The sequence below is a fragment of the Phocaeicola vulgatus ATCC 8482 genome, assembly GCF_000012825.1.
Taxonomy (GTDB): domain Bacteria; phylum Bacteroidota; class Bacteroidia; order Bacteroidales; family Bacteroidaceae; genus Phocaeicola; species Phocaeicola vulgatus.
On the sequence record NC_009614.1, the window covers coordinates 5,141,898 to 5,163,189 of the forward strand.

The 21,292-nt window shown below is 40.0% G+C and carries 21 protein-coding genes; 16 read left to right on the plus strand and 5 right to left on the minus strand.

Annotation, left to right across the window (positions count from 1 at the left end; all coding sequences use genetic code 11):
• Positions 1-707: 707 nt before the first annotated feature.
• Positions 708-2,375, minus strand: a complete 1,668-nt coding sequence (locus BVU_RS20910; protein WP_012056050.1) for a hypothetical protein — start codon at positions 2,373-2,375, stop codon at positions 708-710.
• Positions 2,376-2,640: 265 nt separating this feature from the next.
• Between BVU_RS20910 and BVU_RS20915 the strand changes: the two genes are divergently transcribed.
• The 3 genes from BVU_RS20915 to BVU_RS20925 all read left to right on the plus strand — a co-directional run bounded on the left by BVU_RS20915 (position 2,641) and on the right by BVU_RS20925 (position 4,752).
• A complete protein-coding gene (locus BVU_RS20915; RefSeq protein ID WP_005851223.1) occupies positions 2,641-3,510 on the plus strand; it encodes an alpha/beta hydrolase in 870 nt (289 codons plus the stop codon).
• A gap of 364 nt (positions 3,511-3,874) precedes the next feature.
• Entirely contained in the window at positions 3,875-4,162 is a 288-nt protein-coding gene (locus BVU_RS20920) for a hypothetical protein (protein WP_012056051.1), read from the plus strand.
• A gap of 14 nt (positions 4,163-4,176) precedes the next feature.
• A complete protein-coding gene (locus BVU_RS20925; RefSeq protein ID WP_005839462.1) occupies positions 4,177-4,752 on the plus strand; it encodes a DapH/DapD/GlmU-related protein in 576 nt (191 codons plus the stop codon).
• A gap of 21 nt (positions 4,753-4,773) precedes the next feature.
• Here the strand turns inward: BVU_RS20925 and BVU_RS20930 are convergent, their stop codons facing one another.
• Positions 4,774-4,953 carry a hypothetical protein gene (locus BVU_RS20930; protein ID WP_005851217.1) on the minus strand — a complete coding sequence of 60 codons (180 nt, stop codon included), beginning with the start codon at positions 4,951-4,953 and terminating at the stop codon, positions 4,774-4,776.
• Between the two features lie 281 nt (positions 4,954-5,234).
• On the opposite strand from BVU_RS20930, the gene BVU_RS20935 reads away from it, so the two are divergent.
• The 11 genes from BVU_RS20935 to arsB all read left to right on the plus strand — a co-directional run bounded on the left by BVU_RS20935 (position 5,235) and on the right by arsB (position 14,362).
• A complete protein-coding gene (locus BVU_RS20935; RefSeq protein ID WP_005839464.1) occupies positions 5,235-6,290 on the plus strand; it encodes an alpha/beta hydrolase in 1,056 nt (351 codons plus the stop codon).
• 115 nt (positions 6,291-6,405) lie between these two features.
• On the plus strand, positions 6,406-7,272 hold the full coding sequence (locus BVU_RS20940; protein WP_012056053.1) for a DUF3737 family protein: 867 nt from the start codon (positions 6,406-6,408) through the stop codon (positions 7,270-7,272).
• 9 nt (positions 7,273-7,281) lie between these two features.
• Positions 7,282-8,445 (plus strand): MalY/PatB family protein, encoded by a 1,164-nt coding sequence (locus BVU_RS20945; RefSeq protein WP_005839466.1) that lies wholly within the window; start codon positions 7,282-7,284, stop codon positions 8,443-8,445.
• A 521-nt stretch (positions 8,446-8,966) separates the two neighbouring features.
• Complete coding sequence (locus tag BVU_RS20950) at positions 8,967-9,293, plus strand: ArsR/SmtB family transcription factor (protein WP_005839468.1); 327 nt, start codon at positions 8,967-8,969, stop codon at positions 9,291-9,293.
• A 77-nt stretch (positions 9,294-9,370) separates the two neighbouring features.
• Positions 9,371-9,604, plus strand: a complete 234-nt coding sequence (locus BVU_RS20955; protein ID WP_005839471.1) for a thioredoxin family protein — start codon at positions 9,371-9,373, stop codon at positions 9,602-9,604.
• Positions 9,605-9,614: 10 nt separating this feature from the next.
• Positions 9,615-10,058 (plus strand): nitrophenyl compound nitroreductase subunit ArsF family protein, encoded by a 444-nt coding sequence (locus BVU_RS20960; RefSeq protein ID WP_005839472.1) that lies wholly within the window; start codon positions 9,615-9,617, stop codon positions 10,056-10,058.
• A gap of 1 nt (position 10,059) precedes the next feature.
• Positions 10,060-10,767, plus strand: coding sequence for an aromatic aminobenezylarsenical efflux permease ArsG family transporter (locus BVU_RS20965; protein WP_005839473.1), 708 nt, complete (start codon positions 10,060-10,062; stop codon positions 10,765-10,767).
• A 35-nt stretch (positions 10,768-10,802) separates the two neighbouring features.
• A complete protein-coding gene (gene arsD / locus BVU_RS20970; protein WP_008670121.1) occupies positions 10,803-11,129 on the plus strand; it encodes an arsenite efflux transporter metallochaperone ArsD in 327 nt (108 codons plus the stop codon).
• Between the two features lie 28 nt (positions 11,130-11,157).
• Entirely contained in the window at positions 11,158-12,870 is a 1,713-nt protein-coding gene (gene arsA / locus BVU_RS20975; RefSeq protein ID WP_012056054.1) for an arsenical pump-driving ATPase, read from the plus strand.
• A gap of 4 nt (positions 12,871-12,874) precedes the next feature.
• The gene (locus BVU_RS20980; protein WP_005839478.1) at positions 12,875-13,303 is read left to right on the plus strand and encodes an arsenate reductase ArsC; all 429 of its coding nucleotides are present in this window, start codon (positions 12,875-12,877) and stop codon (positions 13,301-13,303) included.
• Between the two features lie 12 nt (positions 13,304-13,315).
• Complete coding sequence (gene arsB / locus BVU_RS20985; protein ID WP_012056055.1) at positions 13,316-14,362, plus strand: ACR3 family arsenite efflux transporter; 1,047 nt, start codon at positions 13,316-13,318, stop codon at positions 14,360-14,362.
• A 248-nt stretch (positions 14,363-14,610) separates the two neighbouring features.
• Here arsB and BVU_RS20990 read toward each other — a convergent pair whose 3' ends face one another.
• The 3 genes from BVU_RS20990 to BVU_RS21000 form a co-directional block, all read right to left on the minus strand.
• The gene (locus tag BVU_RS20990; protein ID WP_005839481.1) at positions 14,611-16,788 is read right to left on the minus strand and encodes a TonB-dependent receptor; all 2,178 of its coding nucleotides are present in this window, start codon (positions 16,786-16,788) and stop codon (positions 14,611-14,613) included.
• A 516-nt stretch (positions 16,789-17,304) separates the two neighbouring features.
• Positions 17,305-17,532, minus strand: a complete 228-nt coding sequence (locus BVU_RS20995) for a hypothetical protein (RefSeq protein ID WP_005839483.1) — start codon at positions 17,530-17,532, stop codon at positions 17,305-17,307.
• Positions 17,533-17,714: 182 nt separating this feature from the next.
• Positions 17,715-18,671, minus strand: coding sequence for a transporter (locus BVU_RS21000; RefSeq protein ID WP_005839485.1), 957 nt, complete (start codon positions 18,669-18,671; stop codon positions 17,715-17,717).
• 156 nt (positions 18,672-18,827) lie between these two features.
• Here BVU_RS21000 and BVU_RS21005 point away from each other — a divergent pair, with 156 nt between their 5' ends.
• Both BVU_RS21005 and BVU_RS21010 read left to right on the plus strand, forming a co-directional pair.
• Positions 18,828-20,057 (plus strand): N-acetylmuramoyl-L-alanine amidase family protein, encoded by a 1,230-nt coding sequence (locus BVU_RS21005; protein WP_012056058.1) that lies wholly within the window; start codon positions 18,828-18,830, stop codon positions 20,055-20,057.
• A 19-nt stretch (positions 20,058-20,076) separates the two neighbouring features.
• Positions 20,077-20,964 carry an MlaD family protein gene (locus BVU_RS21010; RefSeq protein WP_005851206.1) on the plus strand — a complete coding sequence of 296 codons (888 nt, stop codon included), beginning with the start codon at positions 20,077-20,079 and terminating at the stop codon, positions 20,962-20,964.
• Positions 20,965-21,292 lie beyond the last annotated feature (328 nt).

Here is a 21,292-nt window from a genome sequence, read left to right on the forward strand (position 1 = left end):
TTGGCACTGCAGAGCGGTGTTTATAGGCAATACCGCAGCTTTAAGCTCTTTACCGAAAAGACAGACCTTCCCGTAACCAAGCTCTCGATGCGAATGCAAAAGATACTCACTGATTGGTTTGCAAAAAGCTATTAGATCAAATCCACAACTGTTAGCTTCATCGTAGCCTGGAAACCCAAGGATGTCCCGAAGGAGAAACTGGAAACAACTGGCTGACTGGCCGACCATTGTACTCACTCTCTGATCGAAGATCCAACAAAAAGTCGGGAGCCGAAAAGACGGTTTTGCCTTTTTTCTCTCTGTTTGGAGAAAGAGGATGAAAAAAATCGTTAAATCATCAATTTGTTGCGAAAAACAAGTAAATTTTAGAGGCTTCTATTTTTTGATGTAAACTAATGACAATCAATTAGCATAATATGCTGCATCGGCCAGCTCTACTCCTATACCTTTTCTTTCAGAGATGAGAAAGATAAACATCAACGACCTTTACTCATCCAAGGATACTTGGCAAGATACCATCAAATCAAAAGCTCAGAAGGACGGTATAGGGATTACACTTTATCATCAATACAAACAAAATGCAACTTCACAGAGTTCAATGAAGAGCAGTCCATGTTACAGAACATTTTCCACATTTCTGCTTTACTCCTAGCAACATCCCATTATGAAATTCCATGAAACTTTCATTCAACCTCCTCACATTCTTCTCACTCGTTCCGCTTCGCATCATCACCTGCACCCATACTCTCAAGATACTGCAATTCCCGTTCCGCAAACTCACGGTTCTCCTCCTCTCCCAGCATTTGATAGAGCAGTTCCCTAGCTTGCGAATAATATTTCAAGTTTACTAATACTTGTGCTGCCCTGCGCCGAAGAAAATGATAAAGTGGAAACAAGGTATTCTTTTCATCACCATACATCTTTATCTGACTGCCAACCAAACTCACCATAGAATAAATATACTCAAGAGCTCCTGTATCCTTCATTTCGACGAGACAGTTGGTAAAATCACGAATCGCATGAATGGATGAATTTCTTTTAGCATTAGTCAAATAATAATAAGCCTTTTCAAAATGCCCTAATGTGAGATAAACAAAACCGATATGATAACAAATCACATAATATTCTTCCTTGCCACGCTCCGGCAATTCTGTCCAGTGGACTTGATAATACCGAAAAATAGAAAGATAACACCCCAACGCCTGAAGATAACATTGCTGCCTGAAAAATTTCTTCCCCCAATAAATAGTAGTCTGCAAGGTAGGCTCGGTATAAGCCAGCAACGCCTGTTGTTCCTCCGTCAGTTCGTCAAACTGTTTGTTTGCCGCTTTTTCTTTAGCATCGTCCAACATATATTTCAACTCCCAATAATCATCATGATCCGTTGTCAATCTTACCTCAATCATACTACTGAATACTCTGCCTTTTTGGGTTTCATCGAAAAAAGCATCTACCCTGTCCGTCCGCATAGCCGACAACTTATAATAAAGAGACCGTTCATTACTGCCTTCAGCTTTTTCCAACGCAATCACCAACTGCCCTTCAGCAAGTATGATACAGATCAGAGCATCTTTTCCCGCCTGTCCTTTTTCATCCATCACAGCATCTTTCAATCTAAAAGAAAGAATAGACAATAATTCGGTACGCCTCTCTATCCGCCCATTGCAAACCAGTGTCATTTCCTTTATATCTTCCTGTTTCACTGTACCAAAAAGAGAAAGAATATCCTCTATCTGATCCATATCTTGCCGGGAAACATCGACAGGTTCCAACAGCTTACCATGTCCAATCTCCAATTTTCGTCTCAACAAAGCCAAGCGATTTTCGAATTCTTTTTTCACCAACATGTCTTGTATTGAAGCAGATTGTTCTGCCAACTCTTTAAAACTACGGGCTATCATAAAAGATGACTCAAGCAATACCCGCAAATGTTGTTTTAACTGAGTTTCACTGCCCGACAAGAACAGACAGGCAGACAGACAAGCCGTAAAAGGTGTCTCACTTTCTCCATCCTCATGACTTTTACGCAAATAGCAAGTCCAAGCTGTGTATCGGCAGTTAATGTTGTTAATGTCAAAAACTATTTTTTTAGACTGTTCATAGCTACATGCGTAAAAATCTTTATAATATAACTGAATATTCTGACCTGTTTTTTCTCTTAACAAATGAAAATAACCTCCTTGAAAACCGATGATAATGGCATCAGCATCAATTCTCTTCACTAGTTCACAGTGCATGGACTGCACGAACCTGATAAGTTCATCGGTGGTCATCGCCGAATAAATCTTTTCTTGCTGCTTTTTCGGCTTTGTAACAAAATGATAAACTGTTACGAAAACCACCATCATAGATACGAAGACGACAGAAATAATCATATCTTGTTACAGTTAATCTTTGTATGTCTGTAAAAATACAAAATTAATCGGGAAATGTTAGAAGTGATAGGATATTTTAATGAATTCCCCTAAGAAGTTACTTAAAAATCCGGTTCAATCAATTCCTTCCGATGCATCCGGTGCCACCTCCACAAAATCATAAGACATAGAGGAAATTCCATTGGAGATATTCTGAAATACCTAAAAATAGGGATTGTCCATATCCATATTTTCATCGAACTTTGCAACCCCAAAAAACGAACAAATGAAGATACTTTATATAATACTGTTTATACAAATAGGATGGATATTTCCCCTCTCCGCACAAAAACAAGATTCCATTTATATCGGAACGCGTCATACATTGTTTTCTGAAATACTGAATGAAGAAAGAAAATATTGGATTTATGTACCTGAGACCAAAGCTGGTGAAAAAGGAAAGGCTTATCCGGTTCTTTATCTATTGGATGGAGATTCCTTCTTTCATTCCGTGGTTGGTTTTACGCGTTTCTTCTCTTCTTCTAAAACCTCAAACTTGCCTCCTTGCATCGTTGTGGCTGTTTTAAACACAGACCGGACCAGAGATTTCACTCCTACTTGCTCAGCCGCCCGCCGGGATGGTACCATTTGTCCCTATGATAAGCCGGCAGGTGGTGGAGCTGAACAGTTCCATCGCTTTCTGATAGAGGAACTACGTCTGGAAGTGGAAAATAAAGTTCCTGCCAACGGTACAAACTTTCTTGTCGGACATTCATACGCAGGTTTATTTACCCTACAGACACTGTCAAATCATCCCGAGTCTTTTGACTCGTATATAGCAATAGACCCAAGTTTATGGTGGGACCGAGGAGTCTTTCTACAACAAGCAGCAAAGAATGTTTATCAAAAAGACTTCTCCGGCAAACATTTGTATGTTGCTTTCGCCACCCGCCAACGTCCTGCAATCAAACTTATCCAGTTTTCATTGGCCGACAGCTTAAAAAATAAGATCATCCCTGAAATGAAAAACAAGCATTTGCATGTCGTTTATAAAAAATTTCCCGACGAGGTGCATGGCACCATTGCTCTTCCTGCCATTTTCGATGGATTAAAATCTCTATTTCATAACACTATTTCAACCAAAGAGGCAACATGATAATTTCTTGCAGTATTCGGTTTCTCATCTGTTACAAATACGCTCCGGTTTACTATTGGTAAAAATAACATAACTGATGCCTATATTGTAGCCACTCGCTCAATTCCGGGGTATTGCACGGCTATAATTCTCACATCCCCTTCTGTTTAACATCAATTTAAGATTTCAAATTCTATACTTATCATTTTCTAGAATAACAGATTGAGACATTGTATCAACCTTGGCTACAGATTTATGCTATTCTTTCCGGAAATCATGTAATTAGGGTTATAACATCTGTAATTTATCTACACTGTATTTTCAGTCATGTACTTATCTTTGCATCAAGATTCTGGAATTCAAAACTTAATAAAATCAAGTGATAATGAAACGTATACCAGTCATCATGATTGCAAGTTTATTTGTTATAGGAATACCTGCCATAACACAGTCCGATCCGGTTCCCAAGAAAAATGGTAATAAGTATGTGCTTTACGAAAAACGTACAGATAACGGGGCGGTCTGTCACCTATTTCAAGCGCAACAAGCGAATGGATGTTTGGAAAAACCGATGGTAAAGGGTACACTGTTTCGCTGTGGTGTATGGCACATGGAAGAAATCAAAGGAAACCCGAAATCACAAGAGGCATACAAAACGAGTAAACAAGTATAGGAAAAAAGAATATTATGACATTAGATGATTTTTTGAATCATATTGAAGCCGGCGGTGCACTCAATACACCGGAAATCTATCGGCTGATGGATGAAATGAGCGATGAAGCCCGGCGCGTTACCTGTGAGATAAACAACTCGTACCATTCACAAGAAGAATTGCGTGCGTTCATGTCGCGCCTGACCGGTAAACCTGTGGACGAAACATTCAAGATGTTTCCTCCGTTCTACACAGACTTCGGCAAGAATATTACCATCGGGCGTCGTGTCTTTATCAATGCCGGTTGCCACTTCCAGGATCATGGCGGTGTGACGTTGGGTGACGGCTGTCTTATCGGGCATAATGTGGTCTTTGCCACGCTCGATCACGGTACGGCTCCCGAAGACCGCGGGGCAATGTATCCGGCGCCTATCCGGTTAGGCAAAAATGTATGGGTAGGCTCCAACTCCACCATCCTGCGGGGTGTGACCGTGGGTGACAACGCCATTATCGCCGCCGGATCTGTGGTGACGAAAGACGTAGCGGCCAACACGGTTGTAGGAGGTGTACCGGCAAGGCATATCCGAGATATCGACAGGAACGAAAAGTGATAGCCTATGGAATCGGAATCACTAACCAACCATACTGCCATCCTTGTCAGATCCATCCGAACGGTACACCATACTGAACGGGTTGTGCGGATTGGTTCTACCGGGCATTGCACTGACCAACTTTCCGGAGTTCTCGTTGTATTCCCTTCTTCCGGTTGAAACGACGAGTGCCATGCCTACTGCCGGAGTCGGCCGTATCATAATCTGCAATACATCTTTATCGACGGCAGATTTTGCACAAGACTCTTGCTACTGTTCGATATCGGTTTCTCCATCATCATCATCACCAATGCGGCAAGAAAAAGAGGCTGATTTTCCTGATCTGCTTGAAGCGGGAACGTTGGATGAGATGCATGTAAAATAATGTCTGTAATTGAGGTTATACAATCAGTAATCCATCTACTGGCTTTTCCTGTAATCCGCTGTAATTTTGCACTATGAAAAGAAAACAAGAAACAATAAAAATTTAAATTACATCGGTTATGAAACGTACAACTATTTTAATGGCTGCTTTCCTCTGCCTCTTCAGCCTGACGGAAAGCCCGGCACAAAACACTCACAAAAATATGGAACAGTTAAATCTGACACAGGAATGGGACAAGACGTACCCGAAAAGCGACAAGGTGAATCATAGCAAAGTGACTTTCATAAATCGTTACGGTATCACGCTCGCTGCCGACCTGTATGCACCGAAAACGATTTTCGGAGGTAAGCTGCCTGCTATTGCTGTCAGCGGTCCGTTTGGAGCTGTAAAGGAACAGTCGTCGGGGCTGTATGCCCAGACATTGGCCGAACGAGGATTCCTGACGATTGCTTTTGATCCTTCATTTACTGGTGAAAGCGGTGGACAGCCTCGCAGCGTAGCTTCGCCAGACATCAACACCGAAGACTTCTCGGCGGCGGTGGATTACCTCGCGACACGTCCGGATGTGGATGCCGAACGAATCGGCATCATTGGCATTTGTGGTTGGGGTGGTTTTGCTATCAATGCGGCTGCCAACGACACACGTATCAAGGCAACGGTAGCTTCCACAATGTACGACATTAGCCGCTGTACAGCAAACGGTTACTTCGATGCCGCTGACAATGCAGATGCACGTTACAAAATGCGTCAGGAGTTTAACGCCCAGCGCACGGAAGACTACCGTACCGACACTTATCCCCGCACCGTGACGAACCCGGAACCTACCGGTGATGCGCCGCAGTTCATGAAGGATTATTATGATTATTACAAGACCGAACGAGGTTATCATCCTCGTTCCATCAACTCCGGTTTGGGCTGGAACAAAACCTCCAATCTTGCATTTCTCAACGCACCTATCCTTGCGTATGCCGATGAAATCCGCAGTGCCGTGTTGCTCATTCATGGAGAAAAAGCTCACTCCCGCTATTTTAGTGAGGATACTTTCAAGAAGCTGAAAGGCGATAATAAAGAACTGATGATTATTCCCGATGCCGTACATACGGATTTATATGACCGGACAGACATTATTCCATTCGATAAGCTGGAGGAATTTTTCAAAGAATACTTAAAATAGAAGGCTTCAAGAAAAAGGAATTGCCTATATCCTGATTGGCTTCAGTTCGCGGACGCAGCAATGTGAACATGACTTTTAAAATTAATAATGACTGACAACTAAAACAATATATCAAATGAAACTGATTAAAAATGCTGAATTCGGGGGCGAGCGTCCCTTGTTCGAGTCCCACGACCTTCGTCTAGAAAATGTGATTATTCGTACCGGTGAATCGGCCATCAAAGAATGTAGCAATATCGAAACTGTAGATTGCCGCTTTGAGGGTAACTATCCCTTCTGGCATGTACACGGTTTCAAAATCGACCGTTGCTATTTCGATGTCGGAGGGCGTTCGGCATTGTGGTATTCCGATCACCTGAAGATGACCGACACGATTATCGACGCACCGAAGATGTTCCGTGAAATGGACGAAATAGATATCGAGAACGTAACGATGAACGATGCCGACGAAGTATTCTGGCGTTGTAATGGTATCCGCATCAAGAATCTCAAGCTGCACGGCGGAACTTATCCTTTCATGTTCAGCAACAACATTTATGTGGACGGACTGGAAAGCAACAGCAAGTATGTGTTCCAGTACGTGAAAAATGTAGAGATTCATCATGCAAAGATTACAACGAAGGATGCCTTCTGGGAAGTGGAAAATGTGACCATCTACGATTCCGAACTCAACGGCGAATACCTCGGCTGGCATTCGAAGAATCTACGTTTGGTCAACTGCCACATTACCGGTGAGCAACCGCTTTGCTATGCACACGACCTTATTCTTGAAAACTGTACCTTCGGACCTGACTGCGACCGTACCTTTGAGTACAGCACGTTGCAAGCCGATATTCACGGAGCTATTACAAATATCAAGAACCCGATGTCGGGATGCATTGTGGCTGACGAATTCGGTTCCATAACCATAGATGAGAACATCAAGGCTCCTGCCGATTGTGAAATCCGTCTCCGGGACGAGCGTACCTGTTTTACCGATTAAGATGAAGATATGAAATACAACTTTGACAAACAAATTTCAAGACGGGGAACCGATTCCTACAAATGGGATAGCGCAGAAAGCGAAAATGTATTGCCGATGTGGGTGGCTGACATGGATTTCCGTACAGCTCCCGCTATCGTCGATGCTTTACGCCGACGGGTAGAACACGGCATTTTCGGTTATACCCGTGTGCCCGACAGTTACTACGAGGCTGTTACAGGCTGGTTCGCACGTCGTCACGGTTGGACGATTGACCGTGAATGGATAATTTACACATCGGGCGTAGTCCCAGCCATCTCGGCAGTCATCAAGGCTTTGACCGTTCCGGGAGATAAGGTATTGGTGCAGACCCCGGTCTATAATTGTTTCTTTTCTTCAATCCGTAACAATGGGTGTGAAATGGTATCATCACCGTTGGTCTTTGCAAGTAATACTTTCACCATCGATTATGAAGATTTAGAGCGTAAGACTGCTGATCCGAAAGTGAAGGTGATGCTGCTGTGCAATCCTCACAATCCTGCCGGAAGGGTGTGGAAACGTGAAGAACTGGTACGTATTGGTGAAATTTGTATTCGACACGATGTTACGGTCGTTTCGGATGAGATTCATTGCGAACTGGTTTTTCCAGAGTACCGTTACACACCGTTTGCTTCCATCTCAGAAAATTTCCGTCACCATTCTGTAGTCTGTATATCTCCCAGTAAAGCGTTCAATATTGCCGGATTACAGATTGCGAACATTATTTGTGCTGATGCTAACCGTCGAGCGAAAATCGACCGGGCCATTAACGATAACGAAGTATGTGATGTCAATCCTTTTGGTGTAATTGCGACTCAAGTAGCTTACAACGAAGGGGAAGAGTGGCTGAACCAACTCATCAAATATTTACAGGCCAATTTTCTCTATATGCAGGAGTTCTGTCGGGAACATCTGCCCGAGTTTCCTATCACGGTATTGGAGGGAACCTATCTCGTTTGGATGGACTGTCACAGACTCGGCATACACTCGCAGGAACTCGAACAGCGATTGGTTAACGAAGCCGGATTATGGCTCAATGCAGGAACAATGTATGGGACTGAAGGAAAAGGATTCATGCGCTGGAATATCGCCTGCCCACGTACTACACTGGCAGAAGGATTGAAACGTTTTACTGGTTTCGTAAGAAATCTTTAAGAGATATATACGGCAAATTCATTTTTAATAGAACGCAACTATATAGTTTACCATACCAAGCATTACGTATAACAAAGTAAATAGTTGCGACTTAATTTTTTATCTCATTTTTTCTTTTCTTCCACAACTGATAACTATTGATGATGTTCTGCCACAAATTATATATCATAGAGTGTATTAATCTGATTATCAATAAGGAAGCCCACCTATTACTAACAGTGGGTAACAAAATAGTAACAAAAAAACGAAGAAATTCGCTTAGTGGTGGGCTTACGCTGCAAAGGTAACAAAAGCCCGCCAATCATAAAAATAAAGCTGGCGAAAAGAGAAACATTCTTTTTCTTTTCGCCAGCATCTATTTTGCTGTCAACACAAACAGGTTTAGTCCGTTTTGGATATCTATACAAAGCGATAAACTAAAACTCAATTTTCACCTACCTGAAAAAAAGTTCCTACTTCTTTTTGCTATTTAAAATATTGTTCGTTGTTTTGCGAACAACAAATAAAAAGGAGATATTGAAGTGAAAGATAAACCGTACACAGTAGAGCAGGAACAGATTGCTCGTTTTGCCAAAGCAATGGGACATCCCGCACGAATGGCTATTCTTGCTTTTTTAGCAAATCAAGAAAGTTGCTTCTTCGGTGATATACACGAAGTGCTGCCTATCGCTAAGGCAACCGTTTCTCAACATTTGAAAGAACTGAAAGAAGCTGGCTTAATTCAAGGAGAAATAGAAACGCCAAAAGTACGGTATTGTATCAACCGGGAAAATTGGGAACTCGCACGAAAGTTATTTACTACTTTTTTGGGGGATTGCCAATGTAAAGGTACATCGTGCTGTGAATAACAGCACCTTTTTTTAAAATCATTGTTCGTAGTTCTACGAATTACGATTATTATATTAACTTTAAAGTAGAATTAGAAATGGAAATCAAAGTATTAGGAACCGGGTGTTCAAGCTGTAAAGCATTGTATGAAACCACTAAACAAGCTATTTCAGAATTAGGCTGCGATGCAACACTAATCAAGGAAGAAGATTTATTGAAAATCATGGAGTACAACATTTTAGGTCTTCCGGCTTTGGTGATTGACGGAAAAGTTGTATCAGCCGGAAAAAGATTGTCCCTTTCGGAAGTAAAAGAGTTGATAACCAAATAAAAAATGAACTATGAGAAAGTTATTTTATCTACTGATTGCGATGCTGGTCTTAATGTCCTGTGGAAATGGTTCAAAGAAAAAAAACGAGGAAAACAAAGCGGAAGAAATACAGCCTAACCGCATTGAAGTTCTCTATTTTCATGGAGCGCAACGATGTATCACTTGCAGGGCGATTGAAGCCAATACAGTAGCCCTTTTGGATAGTCTTTATTCCCAAGAAAAAGCAAATGGCAAGATTATCTACAAAGTAGTAGATATTTCTAAGAAAGAGAATGAAGCGATTGCAGACAAGTACGAAGTTACATGGTCGTCTTTGTTTGTGAATGGCTGGAAAGACGGAAAAGAGAATGTAAACAATATGACCGAGTTTAGTTTCTCCAATGCGAGAAATGCACCGGACAAGTTTAAAGAGGGAATTAAAAGCAAGATTGACGAATTGTTAAAACAGTTGTAAGATGGACTTTCTTCAATCATTATTAGATAGCAGTTCTGTTCCCGCTATTACAGCCTTTATATTGGGGATTTTAACGGCAGTTAGCCCGTGCCCGCTGGCTACAAACATAACGGCAATAGGATTTATAAGCAAGGATATAGAAAACCGTCACCGGATTTTTATAAACGGGTTGCTCTACACTTTCGGCAGAATAGTGACCTATACGGTTCTTGGCTTTATTCTTATTCCTATTCTTCGTGAGGGCGCAAGTATGTTTATGGTGCAAAAAGCTGTAAGCAAATACGGGGAAATGCTGATTGCTCCGGTGTTAATCATCATTGGAATATTTATGCTTGATATAATAAAACTCAATCTACCCAAAATTAATATCGGTGGGGAAAGCCTGAAAAAGAAAACTAAAGGCGGTTGGGGAGCTATGTTGTTGGGGGTCTTATTCGCTCTTGCTTTTTGTCCTACCAGTGGAGTATTTTATTTCGGTATGCTTATCCCTCTATCAGCAGCAGAAACAGGCGGCTATCTCTTACCTGTAATCTATGCTATTGCTACGGGATTACCTGTAATCCTTTTTGCATGGATTTTAGCTTATAGTGTTGCCGGACTGGGGAAGTTTTACAACCGAATACAGATATTTGAGAAATGGTTTCGCAAAATAGTTGCTATTCTCTTTATCGCAGTTGGAATATATTACGCAATAGTATTTTATCTATAAATAAACATTAAGTATCATTTTAAATAAAAAACAGTATGAAAAAGATAGAAATTTTCGACCCGGCAATGTGCTGCCCTACGGGTCTTTGTGGAACAAACATCAATCCTGAATTGATGCGTATTGCGGTAGTAATCGAATCATTGAAGAAACAAGGTATCATCGTTACCCGCCACAATTTACGTGACGAACCACAAGTATACGTAAGCAATAAGACGGTGAACGACTTCCTGCAAAAGCATGGTGCGGACGCACTGCCTATTACTTTAGTAGATGGAGAAATAGCTGTTTCACAAACCTATCCTACCACCAAACAAATGAGTGAATGGACGGGGGTCAATTTAGATTTTATGCCAGTTAAATAAGTATTCACCAATTAATTATTTAAGAAAAATGAGAACATTCAATTTATCAGATATAGAATTGACAAAATACCTTTTCTTCACCGGAAAAGGCGGTGTGGGCAAAACTTCTATTGCCTGTGCTACTGCGGTAGGTTTGGCAGATAATGGTAAGAAAATACTTCTTATCAGCACAGCCCCGGCTTCAAACCTGCAAGATGTCTTTAATCAAACTTTAAACGGACACGGCACGGATATTCAGGAAGTACCCGGCTTAACTGTAGTTAATCTCGACCCGGAACAAGCTGCTGCCGAATACAGGGAAAGCGTTATTGCGCCTTTCCGAGGAAAACTGCCCGATAGTGTTATCCAAAATATGGAAGAACAACTTTCAGGTTCTTGCACGGTAGAAATTGCTGCTTTCAATCAATTTTCCGATTTTATCACGGATGCTGATAAAGCAAAAGAATATGACCATATCATCTTTGATACAGCCCCAACGGGACATACATTGCGAATGCTACAACTACCATCGGCTTGGAGTACGTTTATTAGCGAAAGTACGCACGGTGCATCATGCTTAGGGCAATTATCCGGTTTGGAAGAAAGGAAAGGCATCTATAAGCAAGCGGTTGAAACACTCTCGGATGCAAATGCAACTCGCTTAGTGTTGGTAAGTCGTCCCGAAATCGCACCTTTGAAAGAAGCTGCCCGTTCTTCGCATGAATTACAATTACTGGGAATTAATAACCAGCTATTAGTAATCAACGGACTTTTGCTGCAATTAGATGAAGCCGATAGCGTATCGAAACAAATATATGACAGACAGCAAACCGCCCTGAAACAAACCCCTGCGGAACTGCTGGATTACCCCTCTTATTCTGTTCCTTTACGGTCGTATAATCTATCTAACATTGCAAATATCCGCCGGATGCTATACGATGATAATTTAACAGACAATGCGGATTATCAACGGATTACTGATGCAAAAGGTATAGACGAATTGGTTAATGACCTCTATCAGTCAGGGAAAAGAGTTGTATTTACTATGGGAAAGGGTGGCGTAGGTAAAACAACGTTAGCCACGGAAATAGCCCTGAAATTAACTAAACTGGGTGCAAAGGTGCATCTAACCACCACTGACCCGGCAAACCACCTGAATTACAACCTTGCAGTTCAGGCAGGTATTACAGTAAGCCGCATTGATGAAGCGGAAGTACTGGAAGCCTATAAAAACGAAGTTCGTAGTAAAGCTGCGGAAACAATGACTGCCGAAGATATGGAATACATAGAGGAAGATTTGCGTTCACCGTGTACGCAAGAAATCGCAGTGTTCCGGGCTTTTGCCGAAATCGTAGACAAAGCGGAAAATGAAATTGTTGTGATTGATACCGCACCTACCGGACACACCTTGTTACTGCTGGATGCAACGGAAAGCTACCACAAGGAAGTACAACGCACGCATGGCGATTCTCCTGCTTCGGTAAGAAAATTATTACCACGTTTAAGAAACCAGCAAGAAACGGAAGTTGTTATTGTGACCTTGCCCGAAGCAACCCCCGTCTTTGAAGCCGAACGTTTGCAAAAGGATTTACAGCGTGCGGGAATTAATAACAAATGGTGGGTTGTAAACGCTTGTTTATCATTAACCGATACGGAAAATTCTTTTTTGCGGGCAAAGGCACAAAATGAATTGACTTGGATTAAGAAAGTAGAAGAATTGTCAAAGGGAAACGCTGCCCTGATAGCTTGGAAAAATAATTGAGAATATGAGAATTTTAATCCTTTGTACTGGAAATAGTTGCCGTAGCCAAATGGCACACGGCTTATTACAATCATTTGACAGTAAACTGGAAGTCTTTTCAGCAGGAACAAAGCCTGCTGAAAAGGTTAATCCGATGGCAGTAAAGGTTATGACTGAAATAGGTATTGATTTAGCCCAACATACCCCTAAAAGTGTCAATCTATATGTAGGAAAAAAATGGGACTATGTTATTACGGTCTGCGGTGGTGCAAACGAAAGCTGTCCTATGTTTACTGGTGAAGTAAAAAACAGGTTGCATATTGGGTTTGACGACCCATCGGAAGCAACCGGAAGTCCGGAATTTATCGACAATGAATTTCATCGGGTACGGGATGAAATAAAAGCCCGTTTCTATGACTTCTATCTAAATGAATTAAAACCGCAATTAAACTAAATAGTTGTTGTTATGGAAAAGAAACAAGGAATTGGATTTTATGAAAAATACTTAACCATTTGGGTTGCCTTGTGCATTGTTATCGGAATTGCTGTGGGGCAATGGCTCCCGGTAATCCCGCAAACATTAAGCAAGCTTGAATACGCCAACGTGTCGATACCCGTAGCTATCCTGATATGGTTAATGATTTACCCGATGATGCTAAAAGTGGATTTTCAAAGCGTTAAGAATGTCGGCAAACGTCCGAGAGGAATAATTGTCACCTGTGTTACAAATTGGCTTATAAAACCGTTTACCATGTTCGGGATAGCTTATTTGTTCTTCTATGTCATTTTTAAAACTTTTATACCTGCCGAATTAGCAGAAGAATATTTAGCCGGAGCGGTATTATTGGGGGCTGCACCTTGCACGGCTATGGTATTCGTGTGGAGTTATCTCACTAAAGGGGATGCCGCTTATACGCTGGTACAAGTTGCAGTGAACGATTTAATCATATTGATAGCGTTTGCTCCTATCGTTGCTTTCTTGCTGGGGGTTGGCGGCGTATCTATTCCGTGGGACACTTTAATGTTATCTGTTGGCTTGTTTGTTGTGATACCACTTGCTGCTGGGGTCATTACCCGCATAATGATTATACGCCGTAAAGGGATAGAATACTTCAATAATGTATTTATTAAGAAGTTTGATAATTATACGGTGGGTGGGCTGTTATTGACACTTATCATCCTATTTTCATTTCAGGGAGAAACGATACTGAACAATCCTCTGCATATCGTATTGATTGCAGTTCCGCTCGTGCTGCAAACGGTTCTGATATTCTTCGTTGCCTACGGTTGGGCGAAATGGTGGAAATTACCCCATGATATTGCTGCGCCTGCCGGAATGATTGGAGCAAGTAATTTCTTTGAATTAGCGGTTGCTGTGGCTATTTCTCTATTCGGTTTACAATCCGGGGCTGCATTGGCTACGGTGGTAGGTGTGCTGGTTGAAGTTCCGGTTATGTTGATGTTGGTAAGGATTGCAAATAATACACGGAAATGGTTTCCGATTACAAAATAATTGTAGATAAAAAGGAGAATGTGTCCATTCTGACACATTCTCCTAATGGAATGTTTTTGTTTTACTATCACTTAGTTTACCGTTGACAACAGCAAGTATGTGTATGGCAAGACCTGTGATTTAAGTGATGATGATGTCTACAGTTTCTATGGCTTAAAGTACATCCGACTAGTGACATCAATAAAACTAAAGTAAATGCTATTCCTAGAATTCTCATATTATTGTTGATTTTGAGTTTATTTTATAATTTAAAATCTGAGTTTAACACCCGCATTCATTACAAATCCATCCAAAGGAGCATAAATATCCCGGAAAACAGGATTAGATATACTTCCGGTATATATAGTATCAAAGCGGGTTTGCCGTCTGTCGGTGAAGTTTTCAAAGTTAGCATACAATGAAAACATCTCCCATATTTTTTCAATCATGAAGCCGCACACCACATATTGTTTTCCTTTTTGTCCGTCTCCTAGTTTTTGGGGGCTGAAATAATAAGCCTCTAATCCTATTTTCCATTTATCTTCTACTTCATACATTAGAATACTGTTCAACCTATGTTTCGGAGTTAATATATTCTCTTGTTTCACCCCATTTTCTTTGGTTCGGGTATCGGTGTATGTATAGCCTAAGTATAAGTGGAAATCTTTGTATCCGATTTTTACATTCGTTTCTCCTCCTTTGCTATCTGTATTGCCGGATATGTTGTTAAGTCGATATAGCCCATCTTTTGTAGATTGCAATAATAAAGGATTATCGAGATAAGTGTAGAAGAATAATTGGTTTATGCTGAAAGTTACATTTCCATCGAAGATTGATGTGACATAATTAAAGTCTAAATTCAAACCATAACTTCTTTCGAGCTTGTTATTGTCTTTATCAATTGGCAATACATTCTGATATTGTAGCCTTTCGCTATCCTCTGTAAATATGGTAGGTGATTTATAGCCAAATCCTCCTCCAAGTCGAGATGAAAACTTATCCGTAATTTTGAAATGTGCAGAAACTCGTGGTAGAATTGCTGCGCCATAATCCGGAATATAGTCTGCTCTTAATCCGGTTTCCAGATTCAACCATTTTGTTGCCTCCCAATTGTTTTGTACGAATGCTCCCATGGTTGTCTGGTTGTAGTCTCTTAACTGAAAATCAGTAAGTTTCTTTTCATCAAATTTGTCTGTCCATAAGTTGAGACCAGCCACCCATTCTGTTTTTTGATTCGTGCGTGTGTAAGTCAATTCACTAAAGGTAGATACCTGAGTACCTTCAAAAGTATAAGTGGGTACACCGATATTTCTATTGAAGTATGTTACACTGTTTTTGAAATCAATTCTGTCTTTTTCGCCGAATTTGTGTTCGAATGTCAGTTGTGTGGAATGTCTTTGAGTCTTGTTTTTCTCGAAATAGGAATGTGTGTCATTTCCATTTCCTTTAATATACTCAATATCCCCGCCCAAACGGTCTTCAAACATAGCATTTAGCCCTACACTCATTTGCGTGTTCTCTGAAAAATAGAGAAATAATTTGGGGTTGAAGACATATCTGTCAAACTGCGGAATGGCTGTGAATCCGGTGTTAGAGGGGTCGTAAGCCCAATTTCTGTTGTAGGAAGCAAAAATGGTTGTACCGACCTTTTTGAATCGTTGCCCATAGAAAGCGCTGACGTCCAAACCTTTTCCGGATGTCCCGTTAAGATGCAGACCTAAATCTCTTTTCTCTTCGGGAGTTTTTGAGATAAGATTAATCAAGCCTGCTATTGCTCCACCGCCATATAAAGTTGAAGTTGAGCCTTTGATGATTTCCACTTGTTTTAAGTCAAGAGGTGGCGTTTGCAATAATCCCAGTCCGCTCGCTGCACCAGCAAAAACGGGGAATCCATCTTTTAATATTTGTGTATATCTGCCATCCAATCCTTGTATGCGGATTGATGCATTTCCGGATGTGGCAGAAGTTTGCTGGGTGATAATACCTGTGCTTTCGTTTAGTAACATACGAATGTCGCCCGGTTTCATGCTCCCTTTTTCTCCTAGTTCTTCGCTTGAAATAAATTCAACACGGGTCGGGATGTTTTGAATAGTGCGTGTACCTCTGGTTGAAGAAATGGTAACTTCTTCCAGCATTTCATCATCTTGTTCCAAGAAGATTTCGACCGGAGCTGAAGAAGATAAAGGGAATGTGTATGATTTGGTTTCCGATTCATAGCCTAAGTAGCTGAATGTGATATGTTGCTTTCCGTCAGGTATGTTCGAAATGGTGATTATTCCGTTTTCATCTGAGCTTGCTCCATTGGCGGTTTTATTAAGAACGGCATTCACGCCAACCAGTATCTCTTTAGTATCTCCGTCTTTAACGATTGCTTTAAATATGTTTTGCGCACAAATGCTTTGTGCCAGCAATGTAATTATTGCCAGTGCTATTAATTTAATTTTCATTTTTCTTGTTTTGTCAATTTAGTGCCACACACTTAATCTGTATTATAATAAGTGCACGACGTACTGGTGATGAAACAGCGGTTTCATCATCATGAATTTAATAAATAAATGGTGAGGTCATATTAATTATGACATACAGAAATCTGCTAAATTCATCAACTTAGGCGGCTGCCAAATTGAGGAAGAGAAATGAGGAATCATTTTCTCTTTGTAAAACGAAAGGTTATTATTTAATAGAATTAATTCGGCGGTTGGTGAATGAAACAATTTGGGTATTGGACAACCTGTGCATGTGTTGCAATGTAGAAATGGTGAACAATTGCAGTCTGTACATGAGGAACCATCATTATCAGCACATGGTTCTTCTGTTTGTTCATTAGCACATTGAAACAGACATTTGTCTTCAAGAAAGCATGGAACTGTTGATAATAACAGCACCCATAAAGCTAATATGTAGGACAAATGTTTCATTAATATCTATGCTTTGTTCTGATTTTGAGCTGCAAAATTAGTTATTTATATTTTATAAACAAAACATTCTGCAATTTTTATTATATCTATTAAGAAGTTTGACAATTTTATGGTGAGGTGACCGCTACTGACACTCATTATCTTGTTTTCATTCCAAAGAATAACATCACCAGTGTAATAGTCCAAATAGATAGACTGATTACCATTGGCAAGTTGCTTAAACCGGATTCTTACAGGCTCCTTCAATTTTGCCTCTTGTTTCTTCTTCGCCATACTTATGTTTTTATTTTGTTACCGATGGCAAATATAGATATTTTTTTTGTTACTCAACGCTATTCGAGTAACAAACTGGTAACAAAATAAACGCATTTATTGGAATTAATAGGAAAATCGGAAAAACAAAGGAAAAGATGAATATAAACAGCAAATAACTAAATATCAATATCTTATATTCATTATTTTATCTCATTCTTTCTCTTTTTCCATAGCTGCCATGAGTTGATAATGTTTTGCCACACCACATAACTACCCGGACCGACAGACGATAAAGGATTAAGATACGTAACCGCCATCCAAATAGCTAGTACTGTATTTTTTTGCCCCAATGCCTGTCCTGCACTTATACGGTCATTATATGCACTACCAATTCTTTTACCAAAATAAAATTGTAAGCAACAAGTTACCAAACCGGCAAAAGCAATCAACATCTCTACCGTTACATCAGCAGTACTGTTAACCAAAGAGCGAGTAGTCTGCCCCATTACAATGGTCAATGCTACCGCCCATAAATAAAAAGCTGAAGTATGATATTTCAGTAAAAACTTGTGGAGCCGGGGAATATAATAACGGAATAATAAAGCGATAAAAAACGGTGCAAGCAACAATGGAAAAACCTTACTTAAAATCTTAAGAAAAGCAATACCAAAAGTAACATCTGTATGTGGTTCAACCAATGGAAATATCAAAGGAACTGCTATTGCAGCCAAAATATTTGAAAGCAATGTATAAGTAGTCAAACTGGAAGCACTTCCACCTAGTTTTCCCGTAATTACTGCCGCTGCCGTAGCAGTAGGACAAATAAGACAAACCATAGCCGCCTCGAATATCTCCTTATAAGATTCATCCATCGGACAAAATATTAACAACAACGCAATAATACCACAAGAAATGGCTTGAATAGCCAACAACCAGCCATGCCATACTCTAGGAACCAACTCTTTTGGTTCAATTTTACAGAATGTAAGCAACAATTGGGCAAAAATCAAGGAAGGAGTTAAAAAAGAAATCAACCCATTCATAAATGGCTTTGTCGGCTCCAGAAAAGTGAAGTTGGCAAAAACAAAATAACCGATAACTCCTGCAAGCATCGCTAGAGGTAACGTCCAATTCTTCATAAACTTAAACAAGTCCATCTTTCAATATTTATTTTAGAATACAAAATAAAAGAATTTAGTCCAAACACTCGTCTATTTTTCGGGTTTTGTGGCAAGTTTCGAATAAAAAACGCAAAACTTAAAGACAAAAGCCGAGTTTTCACTAAAAATCGCTACATTTGCAACTTAATTGATATGAAAACCGATAGAATTAAAATAATATTCCTGTTGTGTAGCCTGTGGCTGGTCTTTCCCTGTTTCTGCCTGGCGGCAAAGGGAAAGGACTTTGTAGTCGTCATTGATCCCGGTCATGGCGGACATGATCCCGGTGCTATCGGCAGACGTGGAAAAGAAAAAAACATCAATCTGAACGTAGCTTTAAAAGTAGGACAACTGATCCAAAATAACTGTAATGACGTAAAGGTAATATATACCCGGAAAACAGATGTCTTTATCCCTTTGGATCGTCGTGCACAAATAGCCAATAATGCCAAGGCCGATTTATTCATCTCTATACATACTAATTCCATAGCCCGTGGCAGAACTGTACGGGGAGCAGAGACTTATACGTTAGGACTCCACCGTACTGAAGAAAATTTAGAAGTTGCTAAAAAAGAGAACTCGGTTATTTTGATAGAGGATAATTATGAACAACGTTATGCCGGATTCAATCCAAATTCTTCTGAAAGCTATATTATTTTTGAATTTGTACAAGACAAAAATATGGAGAAGAGTGTAAAATTAGCCACTCTTATCCAAAAACAATTCAAGAATACAGCCAAACGAATAGACAAAGGAGTACATCAAGCCGGATTCCTAGTTCTACGTGCCACTTCCATGCCTAGTGTTTTGGTTGAATTAGGCTATATCTCAACACCGGATGAAGAACAATATCTTTTATCCGATGCAGGCACTACGGCGTTATCTAACAGCATTTATAAAGCATTCCTCAATTACAAGCGCGAACATGACGCCCCCATCGGCCGCAGCAGAGTACAAGAACAAGAATTACCGGAACCAGAAAACAAACCGAAAGAATCAAGAATAGAAATACAAACTGCGGAACCGGACACTGCAACGGAACCGGACAAGATTACCAAAAAGTCTGTGCCTGCCACACAAAAAAAGATCACAGGCGACCAAGCCCGAACATCTGCCAAGCCTGTATTTAAAATACAAATATTGGTATCAAACAAAATATTGCCCAAAGGAAGCAAACAACTGAAAGGTGTATCACCTGTTAGCTATTACCGCGAAAAAGGACTTTATAAATATACTTACGGAGAAAATACGGATTATAATAAAATACTACGCATGAAACGTAATATTACTCCTAAATTTAAGGACGCTTTCATTATCGCTTTCAAAAACGGAGAGAAAATGAATGTGAACGAAGCCATCAAAGAATTTAAAAAGAATAGATAATATAAAAGGTATAATTGAAATGACGAAAGAGGTAAAAATAGGATTAATAGGCATCGCTGCATTGGCTATGCTGATCTTTGGTATCAACTACCTGAAAGGAATAAATATGTTCCAATCTGCCAATTACTATTATGTAGAATATACAAATATAAACGGATTAGCCGGATCAAGCCCCGTCTTTGCCAATGGTTATAAAGTAGGTACAGTAAGAAATATCAATTACAACTATGCAAAACCGGGACATGTCACAGTAGAAGTGGAAGTGGACAAGGAAATGCGTATCCCCAAAGGAAGTACAGGAGAACTGGTTACAGAAATGCTGGGAACGGTAAAGATGAACTTACTCCTTAACTTTAATTCTACAGAATACTATCAACCGGGAGATACCCTGCCCGGCAAAACGAATGCGGGGCTCATGGGAGCCGCTGAAGAAAAGCTAGTTCCTCAAATAGAGCAGATGTTACCCAAAATGGATTCTATCCTATATTCATTAAATAAAATATTAGCTGATCCTGCATTGAGTGCAACCTTGCACAACGCAGAAAAACTGACAGCCAATCTGGATGTGACAACACGTCAATTAAACATGTTAATGCAAAAGGATCTTCCGCAACTTACTGGAAAATTAAACACAATTGCTGATAACTTCATTGCTATCAGCGACAATTTGAAAGGTATTGATTATGCTTCAACGTTCAATAAAATAGACTCCACTTTATATAATGTACAAATGCTGACAGAAAAACTCAATCGCAAGGACAACAGTATCGGATTGCTATTCAATGATCCTACTTTTTACCAAAATTTGAGTGCGACAACAGCAAACGCTGCAACCTTATTGGAGGATTTGAAAGCGCATCCTAAACGTTATGTACATTTCTCTTTGTTTGGCAAGAAAGATAAGTAACAGATTTGCTAATTTAAAAACATTCTAAATAAGTCTACTCAACCATTTTTCCACTTATTTTCAGTAAATGACTGCAAATAGGGAAGAAATACCATGTAGACTTATTTCATTTAAAATAAATAAAAGCCTATTTTGACTGTTAGTCAGCTAAGAATCAGTCAATTATCAAACAACAAGAATCTTTCAAAAGCCTTTAGATAGAGGTTTTTATAAGTAACTGAAACTAAAGATATTACTCTTTAAAAATAAAAAGCAAGAAAAAAGCGATTTGTTTTTTCAGAAATTCATTTCGAAATTTGCATTGTAGAAGTTTCGCTTTTTATAATAA

What these genes read in the sequence shown, in the direction of transcription:
- BVU_RS20910 (WP_012056050.1), bottom strand. Translation starts at nt 2,375, where the DNA reads ATGATTATTTCTGTCGTCTTCGTATCTATGATGGTGGTTTTCGTAACA.
- BVU_RS20915 (WP_005851223.1), top strand. Translation starts at nt 2,641, where the DNA reads ATGAAGATACTTTATATAATACTGTTTATACAAATAGGATGGATATTT.
- BVU_RS20920 (WP_012056051.1), top strand. Translation starts at nt 3,875, where the DNA reads ATGAAACGTATACCAGTCATCATGATTGCAAGTTTATTTGTTATAGGA.
- BVU_RS20925 (WP_005839462.1), top strand. Translation starts at nt 4,177, where the DNA reads ATGACATTAGATGATTTTTTGAATCATATTGAAGCCGGCGGTGCACTC.
- BVU_RS20930 (WP_005851217.1), bottom strand. Translation starts at nt 4,953, where the DNA reads ATGATACGGCCGACTCCGGCAGTAGGCATGGCACTCGTCGTTTCAACC.
- BVU_RS20935 (WP_005839464.1), top strand. Translation starts at nt 5,235, where the DNA reads ATGAAACGTACAACTATTTTAATGGCTGCTTTCCTCTGCCTCTTCAGC.
- BVU_RS20940 (WP_012056053.1), top strand. Translation starts at nt 6,406, where the DNA reads ATGAAACTGATTAAAAATGCTGAATTCGGGGGCGAGCGTCCCTTGTTC.
- BVU_RS20945 (WP_005839466.1), top strand. Translation starts at nt 7,282, where the DNA reads ATGAAATACAACTTTGACAAACAAATTTCAAGACGGGGAACCGATTCC.
- BVU_RS20955 (WP_005839471.1), top strand. Translation starts at nt 9,371, where the DNA reads ATGGAAATCAAAGTATTAGGAACCGGGTGTTCAAGCTGTAAAGCATTG.
- BVU_RS20960 (WP_005839472.1), top strand. Translation starts at nt 9,615, where the DNA reads ATGAGAAAGTTATTTTATCTACTGATTGCGATGCTGGTCTTAATGTCC.
- BVU_RS20965 (WP_005839473.1), top strand. Translation starts at nt 10,060, where the DNA reads ATGGACTTTCTTCAATCATTATTAGATAGCAGTTCTGTTCCCGCTATT.
- arsD (WP_008670121.1), top strand. Translation starts at nt 10,803, where the DNA reads ATGAAAAAGATAGAAATTTTCGACCCGGCAATGTGCTGCCCTACGGGT.
- arsA (WP_012056054.1), top strand. Translation starts at nt 11,158, where the DNA reads ATGAGAACATTCAATTTATCAGATATAGAATTGACAAAATACCTTTTC.
- BVU_RS20980 (WP_005839478.1), top strand. Translation starts at nt 12,875, where the DNA reads ATGAGAATTTTAATCCTTTGTACTGGAAATAGTTGCCGTAGCCAAATG.
- arsB (WP_012056055.1), top strand. Translation starts at nt 13,316, where the DNA reads ATGGAAAAGAAACAAGGAATTGGATTTTATGAAAAATACTTAACCATT.
- BVU_RS20990 (WP_005839481.1), bottom strand. Translation starts at nt 16,788, where the DNA reads ATGAAAATTAAATTAATAGCACTGGCAATAATTACATTGCTGGCACAA.
- BVU_RS20995 (WP_005839483.1), bottom strand. Translation starts at nt 17,532, where the DNA reads ATGGCGAAGAAGAAACAAGAGGCAAAATTGAAGGAGCCTGTAAGAATC.
- BVU_RS21000 (WP_005839485.1), bottom strand. Translation starts at nt 18,671, where the DNA reads ATGGACTTGTTTAAGTTTATGAAGAATTGGACGTTACCTCTAGCGATG.
- BVU_RS21005 (WP_012056058.1), top strand. Translation starts at nt 18,828, where the DNA reads ATGAAAACCGATAGAATTAAAATAATATTCCTGTTGTGTAGCCTGTGG.
- BVU_RS21010 (WP_005851206.1), top strand. Translation starts at nt 20,077, where the DNA reads ATGACGAAAGAGGTAAAAATAGGATTAATAGGCATCGCTGCATTGGCT.